Annotated in this window: 17 protein-coding genes; 6 read left to right on the forward strand and 11 right to left on the reverse strand. The window is 60.2% G+C overall.

Going from position 1 to position 18,075, the window contains the following annotated elements:
• Positions 1 to 79: 79 nt before the first annotated feature.
• The 10 genes from J9314_RS11535 to J9314_RS11580 all read right to left on the reverse strand — a co-directional run bounded on the left by J9314_RS11535 (position 80) and on the right by J9314_RS11580 (position 11,119).
• Positions 80 to 1,207, reverse strand: a complete 1,128-nt coding sequence (locus tag J9314_RS11535; RefSeq protein WP_210602546.1) for an ABC transporter ATP-binding protein — start codon at positions 1,205 to 1,207, stop codon at positions 80 to 82.
• A complete protein-coding gene (locus tag J9314_RS11540; RefSeq protein WP_210602547.1) occupies positions 1,204 to 2,985 on the reverse strand; it encodes an ABC transporter permease in 1,782 nt (593 codons plus the stop codon). Before J9314_RS11540 ends, J9314_RS11535 begins: the two co-directional genes overlap by 4 nt.
• 11 nt (positions 2,986 to 2,996) lie before the next feature.
• Complete coding sequence (locus J9314_RS11545) at positions 2,997 to 3,941, reverse strand: ABC transporter substrate-binding protein (protein ID WP_210602548.1); 945 nt, start codon at positions 3,939 to 3,941, stop codon at positions 2,997 to 2,999.
• A gap of 221 nt (positions 3,942 to 4,162) precedes the next feature.
• Positions 4,163 to 5,017 carry an amidohydrolase family protein gene (locus tag J9314_RS11550; RefSeq protein ID WP_210602549.1) on the reverse strand — a complete coding sequence of 285 codons (855 nt, stop codon included), beginning with the start codon at positions 5,015 to 5,017 and terminating at the stop codon, positions 4,163 to 4,165.
• 75 nt (positions 5,018 to 5,092) lie between these two features.
• Positions 5,093 to 5,989, reverse strand: coding sequence for a hypothetical protein (locus tag J9314_RS11555; RefSeq protein ID WP_210602550.1), 897 nt, complete (start codon positions 5,987 to 5,989; stop codon positions 5,093 to 5,095).
• A gap of 91 nt (positions 5,990 to 6,080) precedes the next feature.
• Positions 6,081 to 6,983: a hypothetical protein gene (locus tag J9314_RS11560; RefSeq protein WP_210602551.1), complete on the reverse strand. Its 903-nt coding sequence runs from the start codon at positions 6,981 to 6,983 to the stop codon at positions 6,081 to 6,083.
• A 34-nt stretch (positions 6,984 to 7,017) separates the two neighbouring features.
• Positions 7,018 to 8,667 (reverse strand): thiamine pyrophosphate-binding protein, encoded by a 1,650-nt coding sequence (locus tag J9314_RS11565; RefSeq protein WP_210602552.1) that lies wholly within the window; start codon positions 8,665 to 8,667, stop codon positions 7,018 to 7,020.
• 10 nt (positions 8,668 to 8,677) lie between these two features.
• Positions 8,678 to 9,757: an amidohydrolase family protein gene (locus J9314_RS11570; protein ID WP_246490351.1), complete on the reverse strand. Its 1,080-nt coding sequence runs from the start codon at positions 9,755 to 9,757 to the stop codon at positions 8,678 to 8,680.
• Entirely contained in the window at positions 9,750 to 10,607 is an 858-nt protein-coding gene (locus J9314_RS11575) for an HpcH/HpaI aldolase family protein (protein ID WP_210602553.1), read from the reverse strand. Before J9314_RS11575 ends, J9314_RS11570 begins: the two co-directional genes overlap by 8 nt.
• Positions 10,604 to 11,119, reverse strand: a complete 516-nt coding sequence (locus J9314_RS11580; RefSeq protein ID WP_210602554.1) for an SRPBCC family protein — start codon at positions 11,117 to 11,119, stop codon at positions 10,604 to 10,606. The genes J9314_RS11575 and J9314_RS11580 overlap by 4 nt, the downstream gene beginning before the upstream one ends.
• 214 nt (positions 11,120 to 11,333) lie before the next feature.
• On the opposite strand from J9314_RS11580, the gene J9314_RS11585 reads away from it, so the two are divergent.
• Genes J9314_RS11585 through J9314_RS11595 form a run of 3 tightly spaced genes read left to right on the forward strand, consistent with a single transcriptional unit; the run spans position 11,334 to position 13,881 of the window.
• Positions 11,334 to 12,257 carry an ABC transporter substrate-binding protein gene (locus J9314_RS11585; protein WP_210602555.1) on the forward strand — a complete coding sequence of 308 codons (924 nt, stop codon included), beginning with the start codon at positions 11,334 to 11,336 and terminating at the stop codon, positions 12,255 to 12,257.
• Between the two features lie 27 nt (positions 12,258 to 12,284).
• The gene (locus tag J9314_RS11590; protein WP_210602556.1) at positions 12,285 to 13,133 is read left to right on the forward strand and encodes an amidohydrolase family protein; all 849 of its coding nucleotides are present in this window, start codon (positions 12,285 to 12,287) and stop codon (positions 13,131 to 13,133) included.
• A gap of 43 nt (positions 13,134 to 13,176) precedes the next feature.
• Positions 13,177 to 13,881: a GntR family transcriptional regulator gene (locus J9314_RS11595; RefSeq protein ID WP_210602557.1), complete on the forward strand. Its 705-nt coding sequence runs from the start codon at positions 13,177 to 13,179 to the stop codon at positions 13,879 to 13,881.
• 18 nt (positions 13,882 to 13,899) lie between these two features.
• Here the strand turns inward: J9314_RS11595 and J9314_RS11600 are convergent, their stop codons facing one another.
• Entirely contained in the window at positions 13,900 to 15,915 is a 2,016-nt protein-coding gene (locus J9314_RS11600; RefSeq protein WP_210602558.1) for an ABC1 kinase family protein, read from the reverse strand.
• 306 nt (positions 15,916 to 16,221) lie between these two features.
• On the opposite strand from J9314_RS11600, the gene J9314_RS11605 reads away from it, so the two are divergent.
• From J9314_RS11605 to J9314_RS11615, 3 genes are read left to right on the forward strand one after another with little or no spacing between them, the layout of a single operon-like run.
• On the forward strand, positions 16,222 to 16,956 hold the full coding sequence (locus tag J9314_RS11605; RefSeq protein WP_210602559.1) for an aspartate/glutamate racemase family protein: 735 nt from the start codon (positions 16,222 to 16,224) through the stop codon (positions 16,954 to 16,956).
• 11 nt (positions 16,957 to 16,967) lie between these two features.
• The gene (locus J9314_RS11610) at positions 16,968 to 17,303 is read left to right on the forward strand and encodes a LysR family transcriptional regulator (RefSeq protein WP_210602560.1); all 336 of its coding nucleotides are present in this window, start codon (positions 16,968 to 16,970) and stop codon (positions 17,301 to 17,303) included.
• On the forward strand, positions 17,303 to 17,956 hold the full coding sequence (locus tag J9314_RS11615; RefSeq protein ID WP_210602561.1) for a LysR substrate-binding domain-containing protein: 654 nt from the start codon (positions 17,303 to 17,305) through the stop codon (positions 17,954 to 17,956). Before J9314_RS11610 ends, J9314_RS11615 begins: the two co-directional genes overlap by 1 nt.
• Positions 17,957 to 18,075 lie beyond the last annotated feature (119 nt).

The raw sequence follows: 18,075 nt of genomic DNA on the forward strand, positions 1-18,075 counted from the left end.
TCTCATTGCTTCCCCACTTCTCTGTGCTGTCACATGGATTCACGCGGTTCCGGAACATAGCAAGGTCTCGCCGCAACCGTTATGAAGTCAGCCAGCGTGCCTTTTCCAACGGGATGCCGATCGTCACGCTGGAACCGGGACGTGCCGGAGATTCTGCGCCGACAGAAGCTCGTACCTCTGTTCCTCCAATGTCAAGCACAAGTTCAAGTCGATCGCCGAGGTATTCGCCGCTGGTGACTGTCGCGGAGAAGACGTTCGAGCCCTCGCTGGATGAGTCGATGATCTTCACGTCCTCGGGCCGGACACAGACTGTTCCGGAGGCCGCAGCCGATGCCTGCTCCACGCTGGCACAGCGCACGGGGCCGATGGCCGTGTCCGCAACAACTTCACCCGTGTTGGCGCTCGACCCAGTCGCGGGAATCAGATTGGCGCTGCCGATGAAGTCCGCAACAAACGCGGTATTCGGTCGCGAGTAGATTCGTTCTGGAGTGTCGATCTGTTCGATCTTCCCCTGATTCATCAGGATGACGATGTCGGACATGGCCAGGGCCTCCGCCTGATCATGCGTCACGTAGACAGCTGTGACTCCGAATCGTTCTTGGAAATCGCGCAGCTCTCCTCGCAGTTTGACCCTGAGCTTGGCATCGAGGTTGGACAGCGGTTCGTCAAGCAGGAGTACCTCTGGTTCCGACATCAAGGCGCGCGCCAATGCCAGTCTCTGCTGCTGACCGCCGCTCAGTTGTGTCGCCCATCGGTCCGCGTAGGCGCTCAACCCCACTTGCTCCAACATGGCCATCGTGCGTTCTCGGATATTCGTTTGGCCCTTCTTGCGACGACCGTGACGCAATGAGAACGCGGCGTTGTCGAGCACGGTCATGTGGGGCCAGATCCCGTAGGACTGCGGAACCATTCCGATCGGGCGCTGTTCCGGATTGACGGAGCGTCGTCGCGCTTCGTCGTAGACCACTTCTCCAGCCATTGAAATCCGCCCACCAGACGGTTCTTCCAATCCGGCGATGCACCGCAGGGTGGTTGTCTTGCCGCAGCCGCTCGGCCCGAGAAGCGTCAGGAACTGGCCGTCCGGAACGTCGAAAGACACGTCATCGACGGCAAACTCGGTGGTAGAACCTTGAGTGCGCTGATAGCGCTTCTTGAGTTTCTCGACGCTGATCGACGTTGTCAACGCGTCAGTTGCGGTTCCAGTCATGATTCTCCTTTGGTTCCGATTCGGTTGACCACGAGGGTGGCGCCGGCCGAAATGATCAGCACTACGACGGCTAGAGCGCAGGCTTGCGGGTAATTGGCGCTTGTGGTGAACGAATCCCAGAGTTCAACCACGAGAGTTTTGTTGTATGAGCTGGTCAGCAGTAGGGCGATGGGCAGTTCGCCCAAGGCGTGGGCGAATACCCACAGCCAGGTCTTCAACAGGGCAGGACGAAGCAACGGGAGCATGATCGTACGGGTGATCGTGAAAGGTGTTGCACCCGTGACGCGGGCAGCCTCGGTGAGCCCCTCGTCGATCTGCATGATGGCCGGTTGCATCAATCGCGCTCCCCGCGGAAGGAACCGTGTGACCAGGGCGATGACGATGATCCACACGGTGCCGTAGAGCGGTACGGGCAGGAACAGGTAGAGGAACAGCACACCGGCGCCGAGAACGATGCTGGGAATCCCCAGGACGAGAGTCGTCGACTCCATGAGCAGTCTGCTGCCGGGGAAACTGTTCCGCGATGCGGCCAAAGCGATCCAGGTGGCCAGAGCGGTCGTTACGGTAGCGGTGACGAGGACGACTTGGGCCGTATTCCATAGAATCTGTCCCATCCCGTCGCCTGTCAGAAATCGCACGTAATTGTCGAGCGTCAATGTGCTCAAACCGCTCAGCGAAATCGGCCGGTTGTTCGGCGACAGACTCGTCCAGACCAACGCAAGCACCGGGAGGAGAACGCTGAGGATCATGTAGAACCACACGATTGCTGCGATCGGAATGCGCCACGCGCCCAGGGGCGTACGGGCGCGTTTGTATCCTTTGCCTGTGACGACCTTGAAACGGCTGGCGTCGCGAGTTCCGTGATTGGAAATCAGTGTCAGGGCCAAGGTGATTGCCAATATGATGATGCCGTAGGTGCTTGCTTTGCCGTAGTCGGCAGCGCCTGTTGGCGGTTGGAGGTATTGCTGGATCAGACTGCTGAAGACGAAGATCTGCTTCGGCAAACCGAGGAGTGCCGGAATCGCAAACCCTTCGAGCACAACGACGATCAGAAGGATCGATGCCGATGACAGTGCCGGTCTGATCAGAGGCAGCACGATCAGTCGCAATCGAGACCATAGCGGGGTCCCCAGCGTGGCTGCCGCCTCTTCGAACTCGGGTCCGATGGACGCGAGGGCCGGGGCGATCATGAGATACATCGTGGGCACGCCGAAGAGTCCCATGACCAGAATCATCCCCGGCAGCGTATAGACGTCTATCTGCAGTCCGAACAGCTGTCGAATAATGATCGCCAGTGGCCCGTTGACCGGGTTCGCGACGAGAGCCCAGGCGATCGCTCCCACTGTCACGGGAATGGCCATCGGAGCCAGGGTGAGGGATTCGAGTATCCTTCGACCCGGAATATCAGTCCGCACGAACAGGTAGGCGGTGACCAGGCTCAAGATGAGCGAGACGATAAGGGTGCCGACGACGTAGAGCAGTGTGTTGAGAATGACCGAGAACAATGTGCTGGTCGTGAAGACAGCAATGTAGTTCGCAAAGCTCAACCCAGGGACCTGAAAAGGCAGGTCGGATCCGGAGTCTTTGAGGCTGCTGTAGACCAATATGAGTAAGGGGACGACGACAAGATAAGCGACGACGATGGCGAGAACGGTGTTGATCAGAATTCGTGGCCATGATCGGACCGCAACTCGTTTAGTTCGGTCGTGTGCCGTGGGAGGATCGTCCTGCAACTCTGGGACGACATGCTCGTCGGTTGGAGTCGTATTCAGTGACATACGTTTTCGACCTATCCTGCGTATGTGCCGAGCGCTTTTTGCGCGTCGGGGAAGAACTTGGTCAGTGAGTGATATTCGTCAAGGTCTGAGGTGGAGCTCCATTCCATATCGTTGTCACACAGAGTTTTGAGCGCCTCGTTCATATTCGGCGCCGAGCAGTCGGTATTGCGCGGGATGCGGGAGTTGTAATGTTTCGCCAACTGATCTTGCGCTTCTTGCGATGACAGGAAGGATGAGAAGAGAACAGCAGCGGCCGGATGCGGAGCACCCTTGGGGACATAGATGAAAGTCTCATTGGTGCTGGTGGGTGTGACCGGCGCAATGTCCAGATGAGCCCCCGAATCCTTACCTTCCAGCGCGAGGTTCATCAGGCTGGTGCCGATCGCGGCCTGACCAGATTCGACGAGCTGTTCGGCTTCAGTGGTATTCGTTGTGTAGTGGGGTTGAAGTGCTGCCAGGCGGCCAGCCCAGTCCAAGGCTGCTGACTGCCCCATCTTCTTATTGACGTTCCAGACAGTCATGAACGAGGCGCGTCCTTCGATCGCCTTCTTTCTTCCCGGAATGTCTGTCTCGAGCAGCTCATCCCATGAGCTGGGTGCGTCTTCCGGTGCCAGCTGCGAGGTGTTGTAGGCCCAGACTTTCGGAGAGGCCCAGATATAGATCATCTTGTTGTCGAAAGAGGCATCGGAGGCGTCGACGCCGTAGTCGGACCATTTCACGGCCTCTGCCATCTTCAGCGAAGGAGGAACCGTGAGTTCTCCCGCGGCGGCGACATCGATCGCCACCTTCTTCGCTGCCTGTTGGACTTTGATCTGACTGACCTGATCCGGAGCTTTGGCGTTGGTGAATTTGACCTTGATGCCTGGGTATTCTTTCTCGAAAAGGTCGATCGCTCCCTGCATCTGAGCTTTCGGTTTGGGCGCAGACCACGCGACTTCGCCTTCCTCGGTGGCCATCTGCACGAGTTCCGACTTCGAAGTCGGAAGGTCGCTTGCCGGTCTCGGCGGAGTTGTACACCCTTGAAGTCCGATGATTGCGATCGCGGCGATTGCGGCAAACGCAGACCGAGCTCTCGCGGAACCACAACGACTTCGTCTGATCCGACGTTTCATGATTACTCCAATGGGTTCGGCTTCCCGCAACATTGCGGGATGGAGACTGACTGACCTCGGAGGGGTCAGCCGCGGTAGATGCGATGTGCGTTGCCGCCCATGATCGCTTCGAGGGCCTCGGGGGCCAGATTCTGAGGAAGGTAGGACTGAATAAGTTCGAGGAGGGAGGCCAATCTGCCATCGGAAGCCGGGTAGTTGGACCCCCACATCAGCTTCTGTGCGCCGAAGACATCGATCAGTCGTCCAAGAACGTCGTCGACTTCTGCACCAGGTTCGTCGTGCAGGCGTTTCAGAGACGGCGGCGTGATCTTCAAGTGCACTCCGGAGAACTGAGCAAGCTGCCCCAGTTCAGCCAATTTGTCGTAGGGCGCACCGCCAGACGCATTGGGCCGACCGAGGTGATCGAGAAGCACGGTCATCGCCGGGTGCTGGGTGAGGATCTCAACCAGTTTCGGTGCGTCTTTCGAATGCATCTGGATGCACACCGGGACTCCGTGCTGGGCCACGTATTCCCAGACGCGACTCATTCGTTCATCGGTGATGCCTGACCCAGGTGTCGGTACTTTGGTTGTACCGTCCGAGACGCGAATCCGCACCCCGCTGAACCCATCATCTTCAATGAGCTTGCGCAGATCGTCGATCGCGGTGGGCGCCAGGAAGTCGACAGAGCCCACTCCGACGAGCCGGTCTCGATGCGCGTCGAGAGCCGCGGCCGCGTAACGGTTGTCGAACCCATAGACGGTGGAGGCGTGAACGAGAACGGCCTGGTCGACTCCCGCATCATCGAGGCTGCGAAGCAGTCCGTCAACATCGACGGGCCGTGTCTGCGACCATTCGGATCGAGTGCCGCCGAGCGGCGAGGGAGGGAATGCTTCGCTATCCGCGGAGATTGCATGTGTGTGAGTATCAAAATAGTGCATGGGTCCTCCAGAATTCTGGGTAGTACGGTGTTGTGGTGCCGGTGCCCGAGGGTCGCCGAATACCGGCCGGATCGGTCATTCGCCGATGAGCTCCCTGAACGGTGCGAAGATCTCATCCACAGTGATGTTCCGCCGGATGACTTCCTGTTCGCGGGCGTATCGCAATGCTGTTTCCAGAGTGGCCACCAGCTGGTCGTTGATTCCCGCCTGCACCACTCGTTCGCGGGTCGTACCGCCCGGGACCGATGGTCTGGCCGATTCGATCGCGTCGGCAAAGCCGTGGTAGAGGGAGCGAACCTGCTCAGGCGATTCTTCAGCCAGCTCGCGCCGGACGACGACCAGGTGGTTGATAGGCACCCAGCCGTGGGTGTCTGTGTACTGTTCCTGGCGAATCTTCCAGTCAGGAAGCAGCGGGGTGAGCCGATCGTCGTGATCAGCTGATCGTGCCCCCATCACGACGGCTGCCAGTTTGCCGCTCTCGAGCAGGCCCACCAGAGCCTCGTCGGTGTGTTCGACGTTGTCCGGATCCACCGCGCTCTCGACGTGGGGGCCTTCGCGAGTCACCCAGGTGACGTCTTGCGATCTGACTCCGAACGTGTCGGAGAGGATGCCTCGGACCCACATCCCCGTAGTCTGGCTGTAGGCACGGACGCCGATCCTGCTCCCGGGGAGCTCAGCTGCAGCAACCTTGCTCTGACCGTTGAGAACCGAGATGGACCGATGGTGGAGATTGCCGTGCAGAACTACGGGCAGAGCCACAAGCGGACGTTCCGCCTCGAGGGCTTGGAACAACGTCGCTATGGCGAGTTCGGAGACGTCGAATGCGCTGCGACGCACCATTGGGGCGAACGCCCGATGGATGGGCTCGATGTCGAGAAACTCAAGGCTCACACCGTCCGGCGTGACAGAACCGTCTTTGAGTGGAGTGGTGTGCGGGTAGTCGCGGAGGGCGACTGTCCAGGGCTCGTTCATATGACTCCTTTGTCGAGGGCAGATCCCGTACTTCTGTTTCGAGGAGCAGCGAAGGACTGGTCTGCGGGCTGCGTTGTGGTCAGGACCGTGCTCAGGCTCCGAGACGAGAGGCGGAGACTCCCAGCGCGGAGGTGGTGAGGTCGACGATCTCGTCGTAGGAGATCTGGCGAGGAAGAAGGTCCTGCTCCCAGGCATATCTGGCCGCAGCAGTCACCGCGGGACGCAGGGCGGCAAAGCCGAACGGCTCCATCACCGGGGTATTCTCCCCGTCCCGCCGTGAGAGCAGGCGTGACGCGATTTCGTCGTAGCAGCGCAGGATCGCGTTGCTGTGTGCTCGCGCGAGATCTGCACGAACGCCGAACACATGGTTGACAGGGACGAAACCCACCTCGGCGGCCCAGTCCTCGGCGACCTCTCGCGCGTCTGGAATCACGTCTTTCACTTGGGGTTCCTGTGGTCGGTCGTTGCCCATGATGGCAAAGTCGACTCGCCCACCCAGCAGATCATCGGCGAGCACCGCGCCGGCCTCTGCGCGCTGCACCCATGCAGGGTCGGGCAACTCGTCGAGGTGGCCTCCTCCGTAGGTGCGCCAATTGACTGCTCGCAGATCGGTCTTGTACTGATCGGTGAGGATCCCTCGTACCCACATCCCAGTCGTCTGGCTCCATGAGCGGACGCCGACGGTCCGTCCGGCGAGTTCGTCAACCGTGAGATCTTTGACGCTGATCAGTGTCTGGTGTTGGAAGCGTCCAAGCGCGGTCAGCGGCAGGAAGAGGACGGGGCGATCGCTTGCGATCGCCTGCAGAATCGTCACGATCGCGACTTCGCTGACACCATAGGCATCCCCGCCGACGAAGTCCTTGAATCCTTTGTGGACCGGACGAAGGTCGGAGGCGGTGGCTGTGTCGATGTCGGGCGAGGCGTCGAAAGCTGTTCGGGCAGCCTCGGCAAGGTTCTCATCGTTGATGAGGTATTCGAGGTCGGTGGTGGTCATCGGACCACTCCCCTTTCGTCGTGTGCTGTCGGTTTCATACATCTTCGGCGCGCAGGAGGCGTCGGTAGGGAATGCTGAGGACTTCTCTCGTGATGCGGACGTCGAGAACCGTTGGAGCAGGATCGGCGACATATTCGTCGACTGCGCGTTCGAGTTCGTCGATCGTGCGGATCATTGCTCCACGCCCGCCGAGGGCCACTGCTGCGGCTCCGAGGTCGGGAGCCGGAATCGCGGCGAGTTCCGGCTTCAGACCGTGCGCGCCGGACTTGTGATATTCGGCACCGAGCGCTTCATCGTCAAGCACGATGACAAGCACCGGCCACCCATAACGGCAGGCAGTGTCGAATTCGGCCAGATGCATGATGAAACTTGCGTCTCCCTCGATGACAAGGGTGGGCCTGTTTCCCTGTCCGGCGCTCCATCCCATTGTCAGCATCGGTGCCTGACCGATTGCGCCGAAGAGTCCGTAATTCGATACGATCTCACGCGTTCTGGTGAAGAGCATCGTGCCGAAGTCCGTCTGGTGACCGCTGCCGGTGACCAATGGGATGTCTGCGGGGATCTTCTCGTCCAAGGAGAGGATGACCTCTCGCGGATCAAGCAGACCCTCCTCGGAGACGAAGTCTTCATTGATGGTGTCGGCATCGCTGAGCAGTTCCCTCACCTCCGTGGTGTGATAGCCCTCCGATGTCGACTCCCCGAGGATGTCGAGCAGCCCGTCGAGGGCCTGCTCTGCGTGCCCCCGGAGATAGCAGTCCACCGGCTGTCCGGTTCCAGTGACCACTTGATCGGCAATGTCGATCTGAACGAAGCGTGCGTCAGGATAGAGGTAGCCGTGTTCGGTTGTGAAGTGGTTGAGGCTGGCGCCGATCGCGATCACGCAGTCGGCGTCCGGCAGCAGTTCGTGAGCCGCGGCGGTGCCGTACAGTCCGGAGATGCCCGCATAGTAAGGAGTCTCTTCTCGCAGCCAGTTGTTGGTCTGCAGCGTTGTGGCCAGGAGTCCCTTAGTCCGTCGCTGCAGCTCAAGGATCTGTTCGCCTGCATTCGCGTTCCGCGCGCCCCTTCCCAAGAGGACGACGACTCGATCGCTTTCGGCGATGATCTGTGAAGCTTGCTGAATTCGTTCCGGAGTCGGTCGGGTGGGCGCTGTGTCGATGAGCTCGGTGGAAGGCACATAAGTCTCGGGCCCGTCCCAGTCCGCCAGCTGAACATCATTGGGCGCGCTGACAATGACAGGGCGGGACTCGGTGCGTGCGATGAAAAAGGCCCGCTGAACTGCCTCCTGTGCCCGGGCGGCCGAATTGACGTGGACGAACCCGGCTTCGACCCCGTCGGCGAACTTCGCTTGGTCGAGATACTGCACCGCGCCAAGATCGCCGAGGGCGACTTCACCGCAGAACACGACAAGCGGTGTTCCCGCCCGGCTGGCGCACACGAGACTCGTCGCCAGCTGAGTCACTCCCGGACCGCTCGTGGTACTGGCGATACCGGGTTTGCCGGTGCTTCGCGCCCATCCGTCTGCCATGGCCAGGCCAGAACCTTCATGTCGGGCCTCATACAGCGTGGTGCCTCGTTCGGCCATGGCCGTCATCCAGTGCATATTGGCGTCACCCATCATCCCGAAGATGTGGGTCGTGCCCTCTGCGACAAAGGCGTCGGCAAGTGCTTCGTAGACTTTCGTCATCACGTGTCCTTCAGTGGGTCAGAGCGGCGGGTGTGGATGGCGTCGTCCCGGTCTTCTCAAGAATCTCCGGTAACCGGGGGAATACCTCGAAGGCGTTGTGAGCGGCGATTGATGCCAACTCCTGCTCGGAGACTCCGTCGAGTGACTCGAGGAGGAATCGGGTATCGTCGAATCGGCGACCTGTGTCAGGGTCCGTCCCCCTGACTGCACCGATCATCTCGGACGCGAAGAGGATGTTGGATGTGGGCACCACATCCAACAGGAGCTTCAGACCTCTGGCGTGGTAGACGCAGGTGTCGAAGTAGATGTTATTGCCGATGATCTCGGTGAGTTCGCCTCGGCCCTGATCCTGCATCGCGCCTCTGTAACGCCCCCAGTGGTACGGCACTGCACCACCGCCGTGGGGAAGGATCAGTTTGAGGTCGGGGAAATCCTTGAACAAATCCGACTGGCACAGCTGCATGAACGCTGTCGTATCGCCGTTGAGATAGTGCGCACATGTGCCGTGGACAGCAGGGTTCGCTGACATCGACGAGTGCACCATCGCCGGGACGCCGAGGTCGACCATCGCTTCATACAGCGGGTAGTAGTATCGATCGGTGATCGGCAGCGCCTGCCAGTAGCCATCCGAGGGGTCCGGATTGAGATTGCATCCGACGAAGCTGAGATCTTCGACGCAGCGCCGAAGCTCCTCCACGGATACCTCGATTTCTCCCTGAGGTGACTGCGGCAGCTGACAGACATTGGCGAACCGGTCGGGGAAGAGAACCGACGCACGGTGGACGACGTCGTTGCTCAATCGGCTCCATGTCAGGCTGGTCTCTTGATCACCATAGTGGTGAGCCATCTTGCCCGCGATGGGTGAGAGCAGTGAGAAGTCGATGCCTTCCTCATCCTGAAGTCTGACCTGGTTGCTGCTCAGTGCCTCGGCGATCTCATCGTCTGTGATGTCGAACCCGTCCGGAGACAGGTGTCGCCCATGCTCTTCGATCTCTTCGATCTGTTGATCCCGCCACGATTTGAGGGCCTGCGGGACGGTTGTGAAATGGGCATGGATATCTATGAACATCGGTGTCTCCGTATCAGTCATTCTTCGTCGCTGCTCGCCCGCGTTCGAGACCGGGATAGGTTGTCACTGGAGCCGACATGAGGAATTGGTACCCCTGTTCGAGCACCTCGTCGACATTGCGCTCTGTCACGTGCGGATGCCCCACAGGCACACCCTTCGCGCGTCCGATCTCCACAACGCGGTCCCTATGTTCGCGGACAAGCGGATCTTCGAACTGGCGTGGGACGCCGAGTTCTTGGCTCAGATCTCCCTCGCCGATGAGGATCATCCCGATTCCCGGGACCTCATCCAGTATTGCTTCGAGGTTGTCGATCGCTCTGACACTCTCAATCATCAAGCCCACCAGAATCTCGCCCGCCGGAGCCAACGGCCATACATCGGCACGTCCGTAGTACTCGTCGACCGGCAGGCCCCAATATTTCGCGGCCCAGGCGGGGCTGTCCCCACGAGTACCGAACGGCTCGTTGCGGTCGTGCTGGTCCAGTCCCGGATATCGGCAGGCTTCGACGGCATTTCGGGCGTCGTCCACAGTGTCAACGTGAGGCCAGATGATTCCATACGCACCCAAGTCAAGGGCCTGCTTCGCGTGCCACTGCGACCGTTCTTTGCCGTTCGGAGGGATACGCACAATCGGTGTGAGCGAAGGAGCAAGTGTCTCGGCCTCATTGATCTGACGGCGATCCAGGAGATACTGCAATGCATCGCGCAGTTCAGGGGCATCCCAGGGCTTGTGCTCAGCCTCGAAGATGACTGCGTCGTAGTCTGTGCCGCGCAACGCGATGGCAGAAGCCGGATCTGGTGAAGCGAAGGTGGCGAAGACGCGTTCCCCCCGCTCGAACCGCTCGATGATTCCGTTCAGCCTCGTGCTCACAGTGCGCCCTCCGTTCCCACTGCGCTGATTGCGTCACACTTCGCTGCGAGTTCGCGGGTGAATGATTTGGCCATGCGATCAACGACCAAGGACGCACCGGTCGAGACCAACCCGGCCAAAGGCCCCTTGACCTCTGCGCTTCCGTCCAGGGTAACGCTCGAGCCGTTGCCGTCGGCGATGACGGCATAATCAGCGCCCATCGTCACTCGCGTAGATCCACGCTTGTCGCCTCCACTTCCGCTCAGCCGACCGGTCTTGCCCTCCTGATTGAGCTCGAGGGTGACGTTTGCCTTGAACGAGACTTTGAGGCCGGCAAACTTCACTGCCATGAAGGCATCGAAGCTTCCGTCTTCGTGAAACTCGCCGAGTCGTGACCCTTCGATGCACTCGACACAGCGCTCAGGATCCGACAGGACACTCCAGACGATCTCCGGGGAATGAGGAACATGGACTTCCTCGCTGAATTCGATCACAGGTAATACTCCGATCCGTTCGCCCTCTTCGGTCGGCATGACATCGGAACCGATGTGGATACGCCGACATTGGCGATGGTAGAACTAAAAGGTTGTCGAACAATGTGTAACGCTACACACTTATCATCACAAGTGCAAGAGGCTATTTTGTGCTTTTATCGGATTCACGGCTGTGCTACTGTCAAAATGTTGTTTAACAATCTAGGAGGCCATCATCTCTCAGCTCAACATCGCACTCGGCGACTATCCCCATGTGAATGCCCTGCTCGACGGTCGGTCCGTCATCGCTGGTCATACTGTCAACCCCGTGACGGTTCGCCCGATCATCGCCGGCTACCGGAGAATGATTCGCGACCTCGAGTTCGACATATGCGAGCTCGCTCCGGTCTCGTACGTGATGGCAAGGGAAGCCGGCGTACCGATCACTGCGATTCCCGTCTTCATCAACAGGAAGTTCCACCACGCCGACATCCAATGCGGACCGCACTCCGGGGTCACGGTTCCCAAAGACCTCGAAGGCAAGCGTGTGGGTGTTCGTGCTTACACGGTGAGTACCGGCGTCTGGGGACGCGGAATCCTGGCCGAGGACTACGGTGTCGACATCGACTCGATCACTTGGGTCGTCGACGATGATGATCATGTGCCTGGTCATGTTCCAAGCAACGTCGAACGGGTCACGGATGACCGCTCGCTCGGAACCCTGCTGACGGCAGATGAACTCGCTGCTTCCTTCACCGGAAACGCAGGAACAGGGCGTGCCGGCAAACCGACTTCGGGCTGGGAATCGACACCGACAGACACCGGCGAAACCTACCCGCTGTTTCCTGACCACGACGTGATCGAAGCTGATTCGTACCTGCGTACGGGAATCTACCCCCTGCACTCGGTCATCGTCATCAAGGATGAGCTCATTGCCTCCGATCCTGCCCTGCCGACGAAGCTCTATGAGGCATTCGCTGAGGCTAAGTCGCTGCAGCTGGAGGCAGATCCCACGTGGTCGTCCCTGCCACGCCTCGCCAAGCAGAGCAAAAAGATCGGTTCGGACCCGATTCCCTACGGAATCGAGAACAATCGTGCCAGCATCGATGCAATGCTTCGCTTCGGTGCGAGCCAGGGACTGTTCAGCAAGAAGCATGCCAACGACCTGTTTGCTCAGGGCGATTACGAAGACCGCTGAGCGGTCAGACAAAAATAGGAGTCAACTATGCCCATCATCGACAGCCATTGCCACATTCTCTCCGACGACGATGACAACTACCCTCGTTCTCCTCTGGGTGGGAAGGAATCCGTCTGGGCGAAGGACCGTCCAGTGACGGCCGAGGGACTGCTCGAGCGCATGGACCAGGTCGGAATCGACAAGGCCGTGCTTGTTCAGGCCACTACCGCGTATGGCTACGACAACAGCTACGTGCTCGACTCGGCAAAACGCCACCCTGACCGTTTCACTGCAGTCGGCACTTTCGACCCACTCGCAGAGCACGCCAGGGAGCGATTGATATCTGGCATCGAATCCGGTCTCTCGGGTGTTCGCCTTTTCACGACTGGAAGTACGGTGTCCGAACAGGGTATGTGGTTTGCCGACGAAAGCACCTACGAATTCTGGGAAGCAGCCAGCAGCGCCTCTGTCCCCGTCTGCCTGCAGCTCCGATTGGACGCGACGACGTCTCCTGTCCTCTCGCAGCTCCTCCAGAGATTTCCGAATGCCACTATCCTGCTCGACCACTGCGGCTACCCAGCAGTGCGGGATTCTCTCTCAGACGCGGCGGCGAGCCTGACGGCGCTGGCAGGCAATGCCGGATTGCACCTGAAGCTCACTCACCGCACCTTGGAAGGTCTTGACGAAGCAGGCGAAAAGGCCACCGAGTTTCTCCGCCCTGTCATTGATGCGTTCGGAGCTGATCGAATCGCTTGGGGATCAAATTGCCCTGCAGCGGAGCAACCGCTCAATGAGCTGCTCGGTCTGGCGAACCGTGTTCTCGGTGCTTTGACCCCGGATACTCGTGCCGACATACTTGAGAACACTGCGGCCCGACTCTATCCGGCGTTGGGCTGAACACGATTGAGCCACGTCAGCGTAGTCGGAGGAATACTTACCCATGAGCGATGAAGTCATCACTCCAGCAGAGCCGCCGATTACACCATTCGTTCAGGCTTACCATCACCTCCGCGATCTCATCATTGCCGGCCACTTCGAGCCCAACTTTCGATTGACAGAGGCCGACCTCACGAAGCTGCTCGATGTCTCTCGCGGCACTGTGCGGTCGGTGACAGCCAAGCTGGCTCAAGAGGGGTACCTCACCAGCGAGCCACATCGCGGTGTTCGTACGCGGGATTTTTCGATCGAAGAGGCAATCAGCATCCTCGAGGCGCGCGAGGTCCTTGAATCAGCTCTCGCTGCCAAGGCAGCTGTGTCGGCAACGGACGCGGAACTTGAGGACCTCACCGATATCTGCGAGAAGATGGCCGTCGCCGACAGGGATAAGGCGGCCTCCGACTACTCCCAGTTGAATAGACAGTTTCATCGCCAGGTCCGAAAGTCAGCACGGCAACCCACTTTGGAATCGTTCGTCGATGCACTTCACTACCCTTTGGTGATGCGGCAGTATCGCGATCTGACTACCGTTCACCCGCGACAGAGCTCGCTGAGTGAGCACAGGGCGATACTCTATTCCCTGAAGACTCGTAATGCTGATGCTGCATCGGCCGCCATGCGCCACCACGTGGCTGCGGCGCGTCGGGCTCTCTTAATCAACGTTGACGAGAAGAATTCGTCGAGTGGAACAGGGTCGAATACTGGCTGAAATAGGGCTGGCACTCTGCTACCCCATCCCTTCCCACATCATCCGCTGGCGCAGCGCCGGCGCCAACACGAGCGCGGCGATGACGCTGCCGGCCAGCAGCATCCAGGCGCCGAAATAGGTAAAGAGTTTGAGCTCAGGAGCCAGAGCTGGTCCGAAGTCGGCGGCCATGAGGATGACTCCGCCGAGGATGAGCGCCGTTGACACGATCACCTGGATGAACTGCTCGACTGTGGAGACCAGCAGGTTCTTGATCGTCGAGATGTTCAGTCCACTCGTGCCGACGTCGAGAGTGCCGTCCTGGAGGTGTCCGGCGATGCGCGAGAGCTGTCCGGGCAGCTCGGCCATCTGTGGGGCGGTTGCGGCTGCGTAGAGGGCAAGCTCATGGCGGTCGATGCCCAGTCCCCCGACCTCGCGCAGCAACGTCTTCCCGTTCTGGGTGACCAGGGAGAGCAGGTTGAGTTCGGGGACGAGACGCGTGATGGATCCTTCAAGCGTGCTGATCGCCCGGAAGGCAGTGGCCACCGAGGCAGGCATCGGGAACCCGAAGTCGACCACGAAGTCGATCAGCTCGCCGAACAACGCCGCCGAGGTAGAGCCCGGCAGACCGTCACCGTACTTGAGCATGATCTGCCCGATCTCGCGCTGGAGTTCACGCAGGTTGACGTCACTCGGTGTGCCGAGGAGTTCGAGAATCGCAGCCGTCGCAGCCTGTGAGTTCTGCGAGTCGAAAGCCATGAGCAGCAGAGCGATGGCGCGACGATCGCGCTTGTCGATGCGGCCCACGGCACCGAAGTCAACAAGGCCCGCCCGGCCAGCTTTCGAGATGACGATGTTGCCGGGGTGGAGGTCAGCATGGAAGATGCCTTTGCCGAGCACCTGACGGACGACCATGAGGAAGAGGTCTTGGGCGATCTCTCGGCGAGCGATGTCCGAGAGGTGGTCGACCACCTCGGCGGCGTGGGAGAGGGGAACACCTTCGACGAGGTCCATGACGAGGACGAACTCGCCGGACAGGTGCTTGTACACGTGCGGAATATGGACGGTGGAGTCGGTCTTCGTCGTCGATCGGCCAGTCTCATCGGCGAGTCTGAGTGCCTCGATATGGCCGAGTTCGCCGCGGTAGTCGAGTTCGCCTTGGAGAGAGTCGACGAAGCTGCGGGCGAGCTTGGCGATGCCGATCTTCTTCGCCCATTCCGTGGTGCGTTCGAGTCGCTCGGCCAGGGTGAGGACGATGTCGCAGTCGGCGCGGACCTGTTTGCGGATCTTCGGTCGCTGCACCTTCACCGCCACGGCCTGGCCTTCCCAGGTCACGGCACGGTGAACCTGGGCGACGGAGGCGCCGGCGAAGGGGATTTCGTCGAACTCGGCGAACACCTCGGCGACGGGCTTGCCCCATTCGGACTCGAGTTGGTGTTTGACCTCGGAGAACGGGACGGGTTTCACACCGGCTTGCAGGGTGGAGAACTCTTCGACGAACTCGTGCGGGATCATGTCACCGCGGGTGGCGATGAACTGACCGAGCTTGATGAACGTGACCCCCGAGGCAGCCAGTGCGTCGCGGGTGGTCGCGGCGATCTCACGCAAGGACACTCGCAGCGTCGGGATCCGCGGTTTGAGGTAGCGGGCGAGCCCGAATTTGATGAGGATCTTCTGGATCTGCGCGAGGCGGTTGAGGCGGCGGTACCAGGTGGGGATCTTCGGCGCGTTGCGGATGAGTGAGCTGAGCGTGCCCGAGGGCATGATGAGTTCGATCGCGAGGAGGACGAACATCTGGATGACGATGAACCAGGCGAAGAGGAGCAGGAAGACCATGATCGCCGGAAAGCTCATCGACAGGTTCGGGTATTGGTCGGATTCGGAGATGCCGAGCAACTTGTAGGCCTGGAGGGTGATCGGCCAGATCGAGAGGCCCATGATGAGGGAGACGATGGTGTTGCGGGCGGCGCCGGTGCCGGTGAGCATCATCCGCCGGACGAGGAATCCGACGATGAGAGCGCTGAGGACGCCCAGTCCGATGGTGTAGAGGATCGTCACCCGCTTCTCGCCTTTCTCTCGCCTGCCTTGGGTCCTTCCGGGGTCGCCGAGGTTCGACGCCGGGCGCCGGAAAGCAGCGCCATCACCAGCCTAGTAGATCAAGGCCGAGTGAGAGTGAGAGTTTGCGGTGCATCGAGGAGGTAGGATTCCCATCCGATATCGTAGACCTCAGAAGCGACGGAGTCAGTCGGCGCAGGCGATTCAGAGTTGAGCCCCTCGCCCCTCGGCGAACCTCGCCGACGGGAGCACTCCGGCGGATATGCTCCGCAGGTTCAATCAGAGCGGATGGAAGGATGCTGGTCGGAGATGGCGATAGTCGAGGGCGGTTCAACCGTATACGGAGATGCCGTTGGGTTTCTCATGTTGGAAACCCAATTCCCTCGCATCCGCGGAGACGTGGGAAACTACGCGACGTGGGACTTTCCCGCAATCTATGAGATCGTGCCCAAGGCTCTGCCATCAGGAGTGATCGGAGTCGACGTCAGCGAGGAGCTCGTCGACGCGTTCCTCACCGGTGGCCGCAATCTGGTGCGAAAGGGAGCCAGAATCATCGGCACGAGCTGCGGATACCTGGCAGCGATCCAACCGATCCTCGCCGAGGAACTCGGCGTCCCCGTCGTCGCCTCGTCGCTGGTTCAAGTTCCTCTGGTCTCCAGCATCGTCGGTCGTGATGCGGCGATCGGGATTCTCACTGAACGTCCCCAACTCGACGACTCACATTTCACGGCGGCCGGCTGGAGTCCGGGCGACTTCGACATCCGCATCGGCAGTTTTCGCGAGGACTCCTACTTTCCGCAGGTCTTCATCGACAATTCCCCCACTGCCGACGTCGATCGGCTCAACTCGGAGATCCACCTCGCGGTCGAGGATCTCGTCTCCGAACATCCCGATGTCCGGGCGCTCGTCTTCGAATGCACCAATTTCGTGCCGTTCAGCAAGAGCCTAAGGGAACGCTTCGGCCTCCCGGTCTTCGATTACCACACGGCGATCACAGCCGCGCACAATGCTGTCGTCGGCCCCTCGTTCGCCCCGAAGCTCTGAGGTCGTCCCCGATGGCAGTGGATCCGTCGAAGGTCAACTTCCTCCATATCCGAGCGCTCAGAGCCGTCGTCGACCACGGCTCGTTCAGCGGAGCGGGGAAGGTGCTCGGCTACACGACGTCGGCGATCTCTCAGCAGATCTCGCAGTTGGAGAAGACGTTGGGAGTCAGCCTCTTCGAACGTGGCCCTCGCAGTGTCACCGACACAGCCGCCGGTGAGCAGATGTACGAACTCGGCGCCGGTCTGTTGGGTTCACTCGCCGAAATCGCCGACAAGATGAATACCCACTCCAACGGCGTGCTCGGACGGCTGCGCGTGACTGCTGCGGGCAGTCCGCCGCCCAGCTGATGCCCCGAGCCGTCGCCAACATCGTGGCGGAGAATCCCGACGCTGAGATCAGCGTCGTGTCGCCCGGTGCCCACGCGGATGTCAGTCAAGCGGTGAGAACAGGGGAAGCCGACATCGGTCTCGTCTACGAATACGCCGGGCTGCTGCCGCCACTCGACGTCGGGCTCGAACGAACGCCCCTGCTGTCAGAGGAGATGGTCGTTCTCGGACGTGATCAGGGGCCGTCGGGTATGCGGGAATCGATTCGGGAATTCCGCAATGAGCCGTGGGTCAGCGGAAGCAGGGGAAGCGTCCGCGACTCAGTTCTCGGCAGCGTGTGCGAGACCGCCGGTTTCGTCCCCCACGTAGTTCATCGCAACGACGATCTCGACGTGATCCGCGGGTTCGTCAATCAGGGCTTGGGCATTGCCTTAGTTCCGATCCTGGCGTTGGGCATCGATCGCACCATTCGGCTCTATCGGCTCAATGAGGTTGCCGCTCGCCGACAAGTGCTCCTCGTCAGTCGGACGACGGACAGGAATCCGCTCGTCGATATCGCGATCTCGGCCTTTCGCAGTGCGGCGAAGGACTTTCTCGATTGGACCCTGACCGCATTCGGCGTGACATTTGAGACTCCGATGCTCAGCGTGCCTCCGGAGGTCGAGCCGAGCTGAAGCTCACTTCGAGCATCTCTCGCCCTCGACATCTACCGGTGACAACAGATTCTGAGTTTGAATGATCTCTCATAGCGACCATCATTCAGCAGATTCCCTGCGGCAACGTCGTCGTATGG

This window comes from Brevibacterium oceani, assembly GCF_017948325.1.
GTDB classification, from domain to species: domain Bacteria; phylum Actinomycetota; class Actinomycetes; order Actinomycetales; family Brevibacteriaceae; genus Brevibacterium; species Brevibacterium oceani.

What these genes read in the sequence shown, in the direction of transcription:
- J9314_RS11535 (WP_210602546.1), bottom strand. Translation starts at nt 1,207, where the DNA reads ATGACTGGAACCGCAACTGACGCGTTGACAACGTCGATCAGCGTCGAG.
- J9314_RS11540 (WP_210602547.1), bottom strand. Translation starts at nt 2,985, where the DNA reads ATGTCACTGAATACGACTCCAACCGACGAGCATGTCGTCCCAGAGTTG.
- J9314_RS11545 (WP_210602548.1), bottom strand. Translation starts at nt 3,941, where the DNA reads ATGGCCACCGAGGAAGGCGAAGTCGCGTGGTCTGCGCCCAAACCGAAA.
- J9314_RS11550 (WP_210602549.1), bottom strand. Translation starts at nt 5,017, where the DNA reads ATGCACTATTTTGATACTCACACACATGCAATCTCCGCGGATAGCGAA.
- J9314_RS11555 (WP_210602550.1), bottom strand. Translation starts at nt 5,989, where the DNA reads ATGAACGAGCCCTGGACAGTCGCCCTCCGCGACTACCCGCACACCACT.
- J9314_RS11560 (WP_210602551.1), bottom strand. Translation starts at nt 6,983, where the DNA reads ATGACCACCACCGACCTCGAATACCTCATCAACGATGAGAACCTTGCC.
- J9314_RS11565 (WP_210602552.1), bottom strand. Translation starts at nt 8,667, where the DNA reads ATGACGAAAGTCTACGAAGCACTTGCCGACGCCTTTGTCGCAGAGGGC.
- J9314_RS11570 (WP_246490351.1), bottom strand. Translation starts at nt 9,757, where the DNA reads ATGACTGATACGGAGACACCGATGTTCATAGATATCCATGCCCATTTC.
- J9314_RS11580 (WP_210602554.1), bottom strand. Translation starts at nt 11,119, where the DNA reads ATGCCGACCGAAGAGGGCGAACGGATCGGAGTATTACCTGTGATCGAA.
- J9314_RS11590 (WP_210602556.1), top strand. Translation starts at nt 12,285, where the DNA reads ATGCCCATCATCGACAGCCATTGCCACATTCTCTCCGACGACGATGAC.
- J9314_RS11595 (WP_210602557.1), top strand. Translation starts at nt 13,177, where the DNA reads ATGAGCGATGAAGTCATCACTCCAGCAGAGCCGCCGATTACACCATTC.
- J9314_RS11605 (WP_210602559.1), top strand. Translation starts at nt 16,222, where the DNA reads ATGGCGATAGTCGAGGGCGGTTCAACCGTATACGGAGATGCCGTTGGG.
- J9314_RS11610 (WP_210602560.1), top strand. Translation starts at nt 16,968, where the DNA reads ATGGCAGTGGATCCGTCGAAGGTCAACTTCCTCCATATCCGAGCGCTC.
- J9314_RS11615 (WP_210602561.1), top strand. Translation starts at nt 17,303, where the DNA reads ATGCCCCGAGCCGTCGCCAACATCGTGGCGGAGAATCCCGACGCTGAG.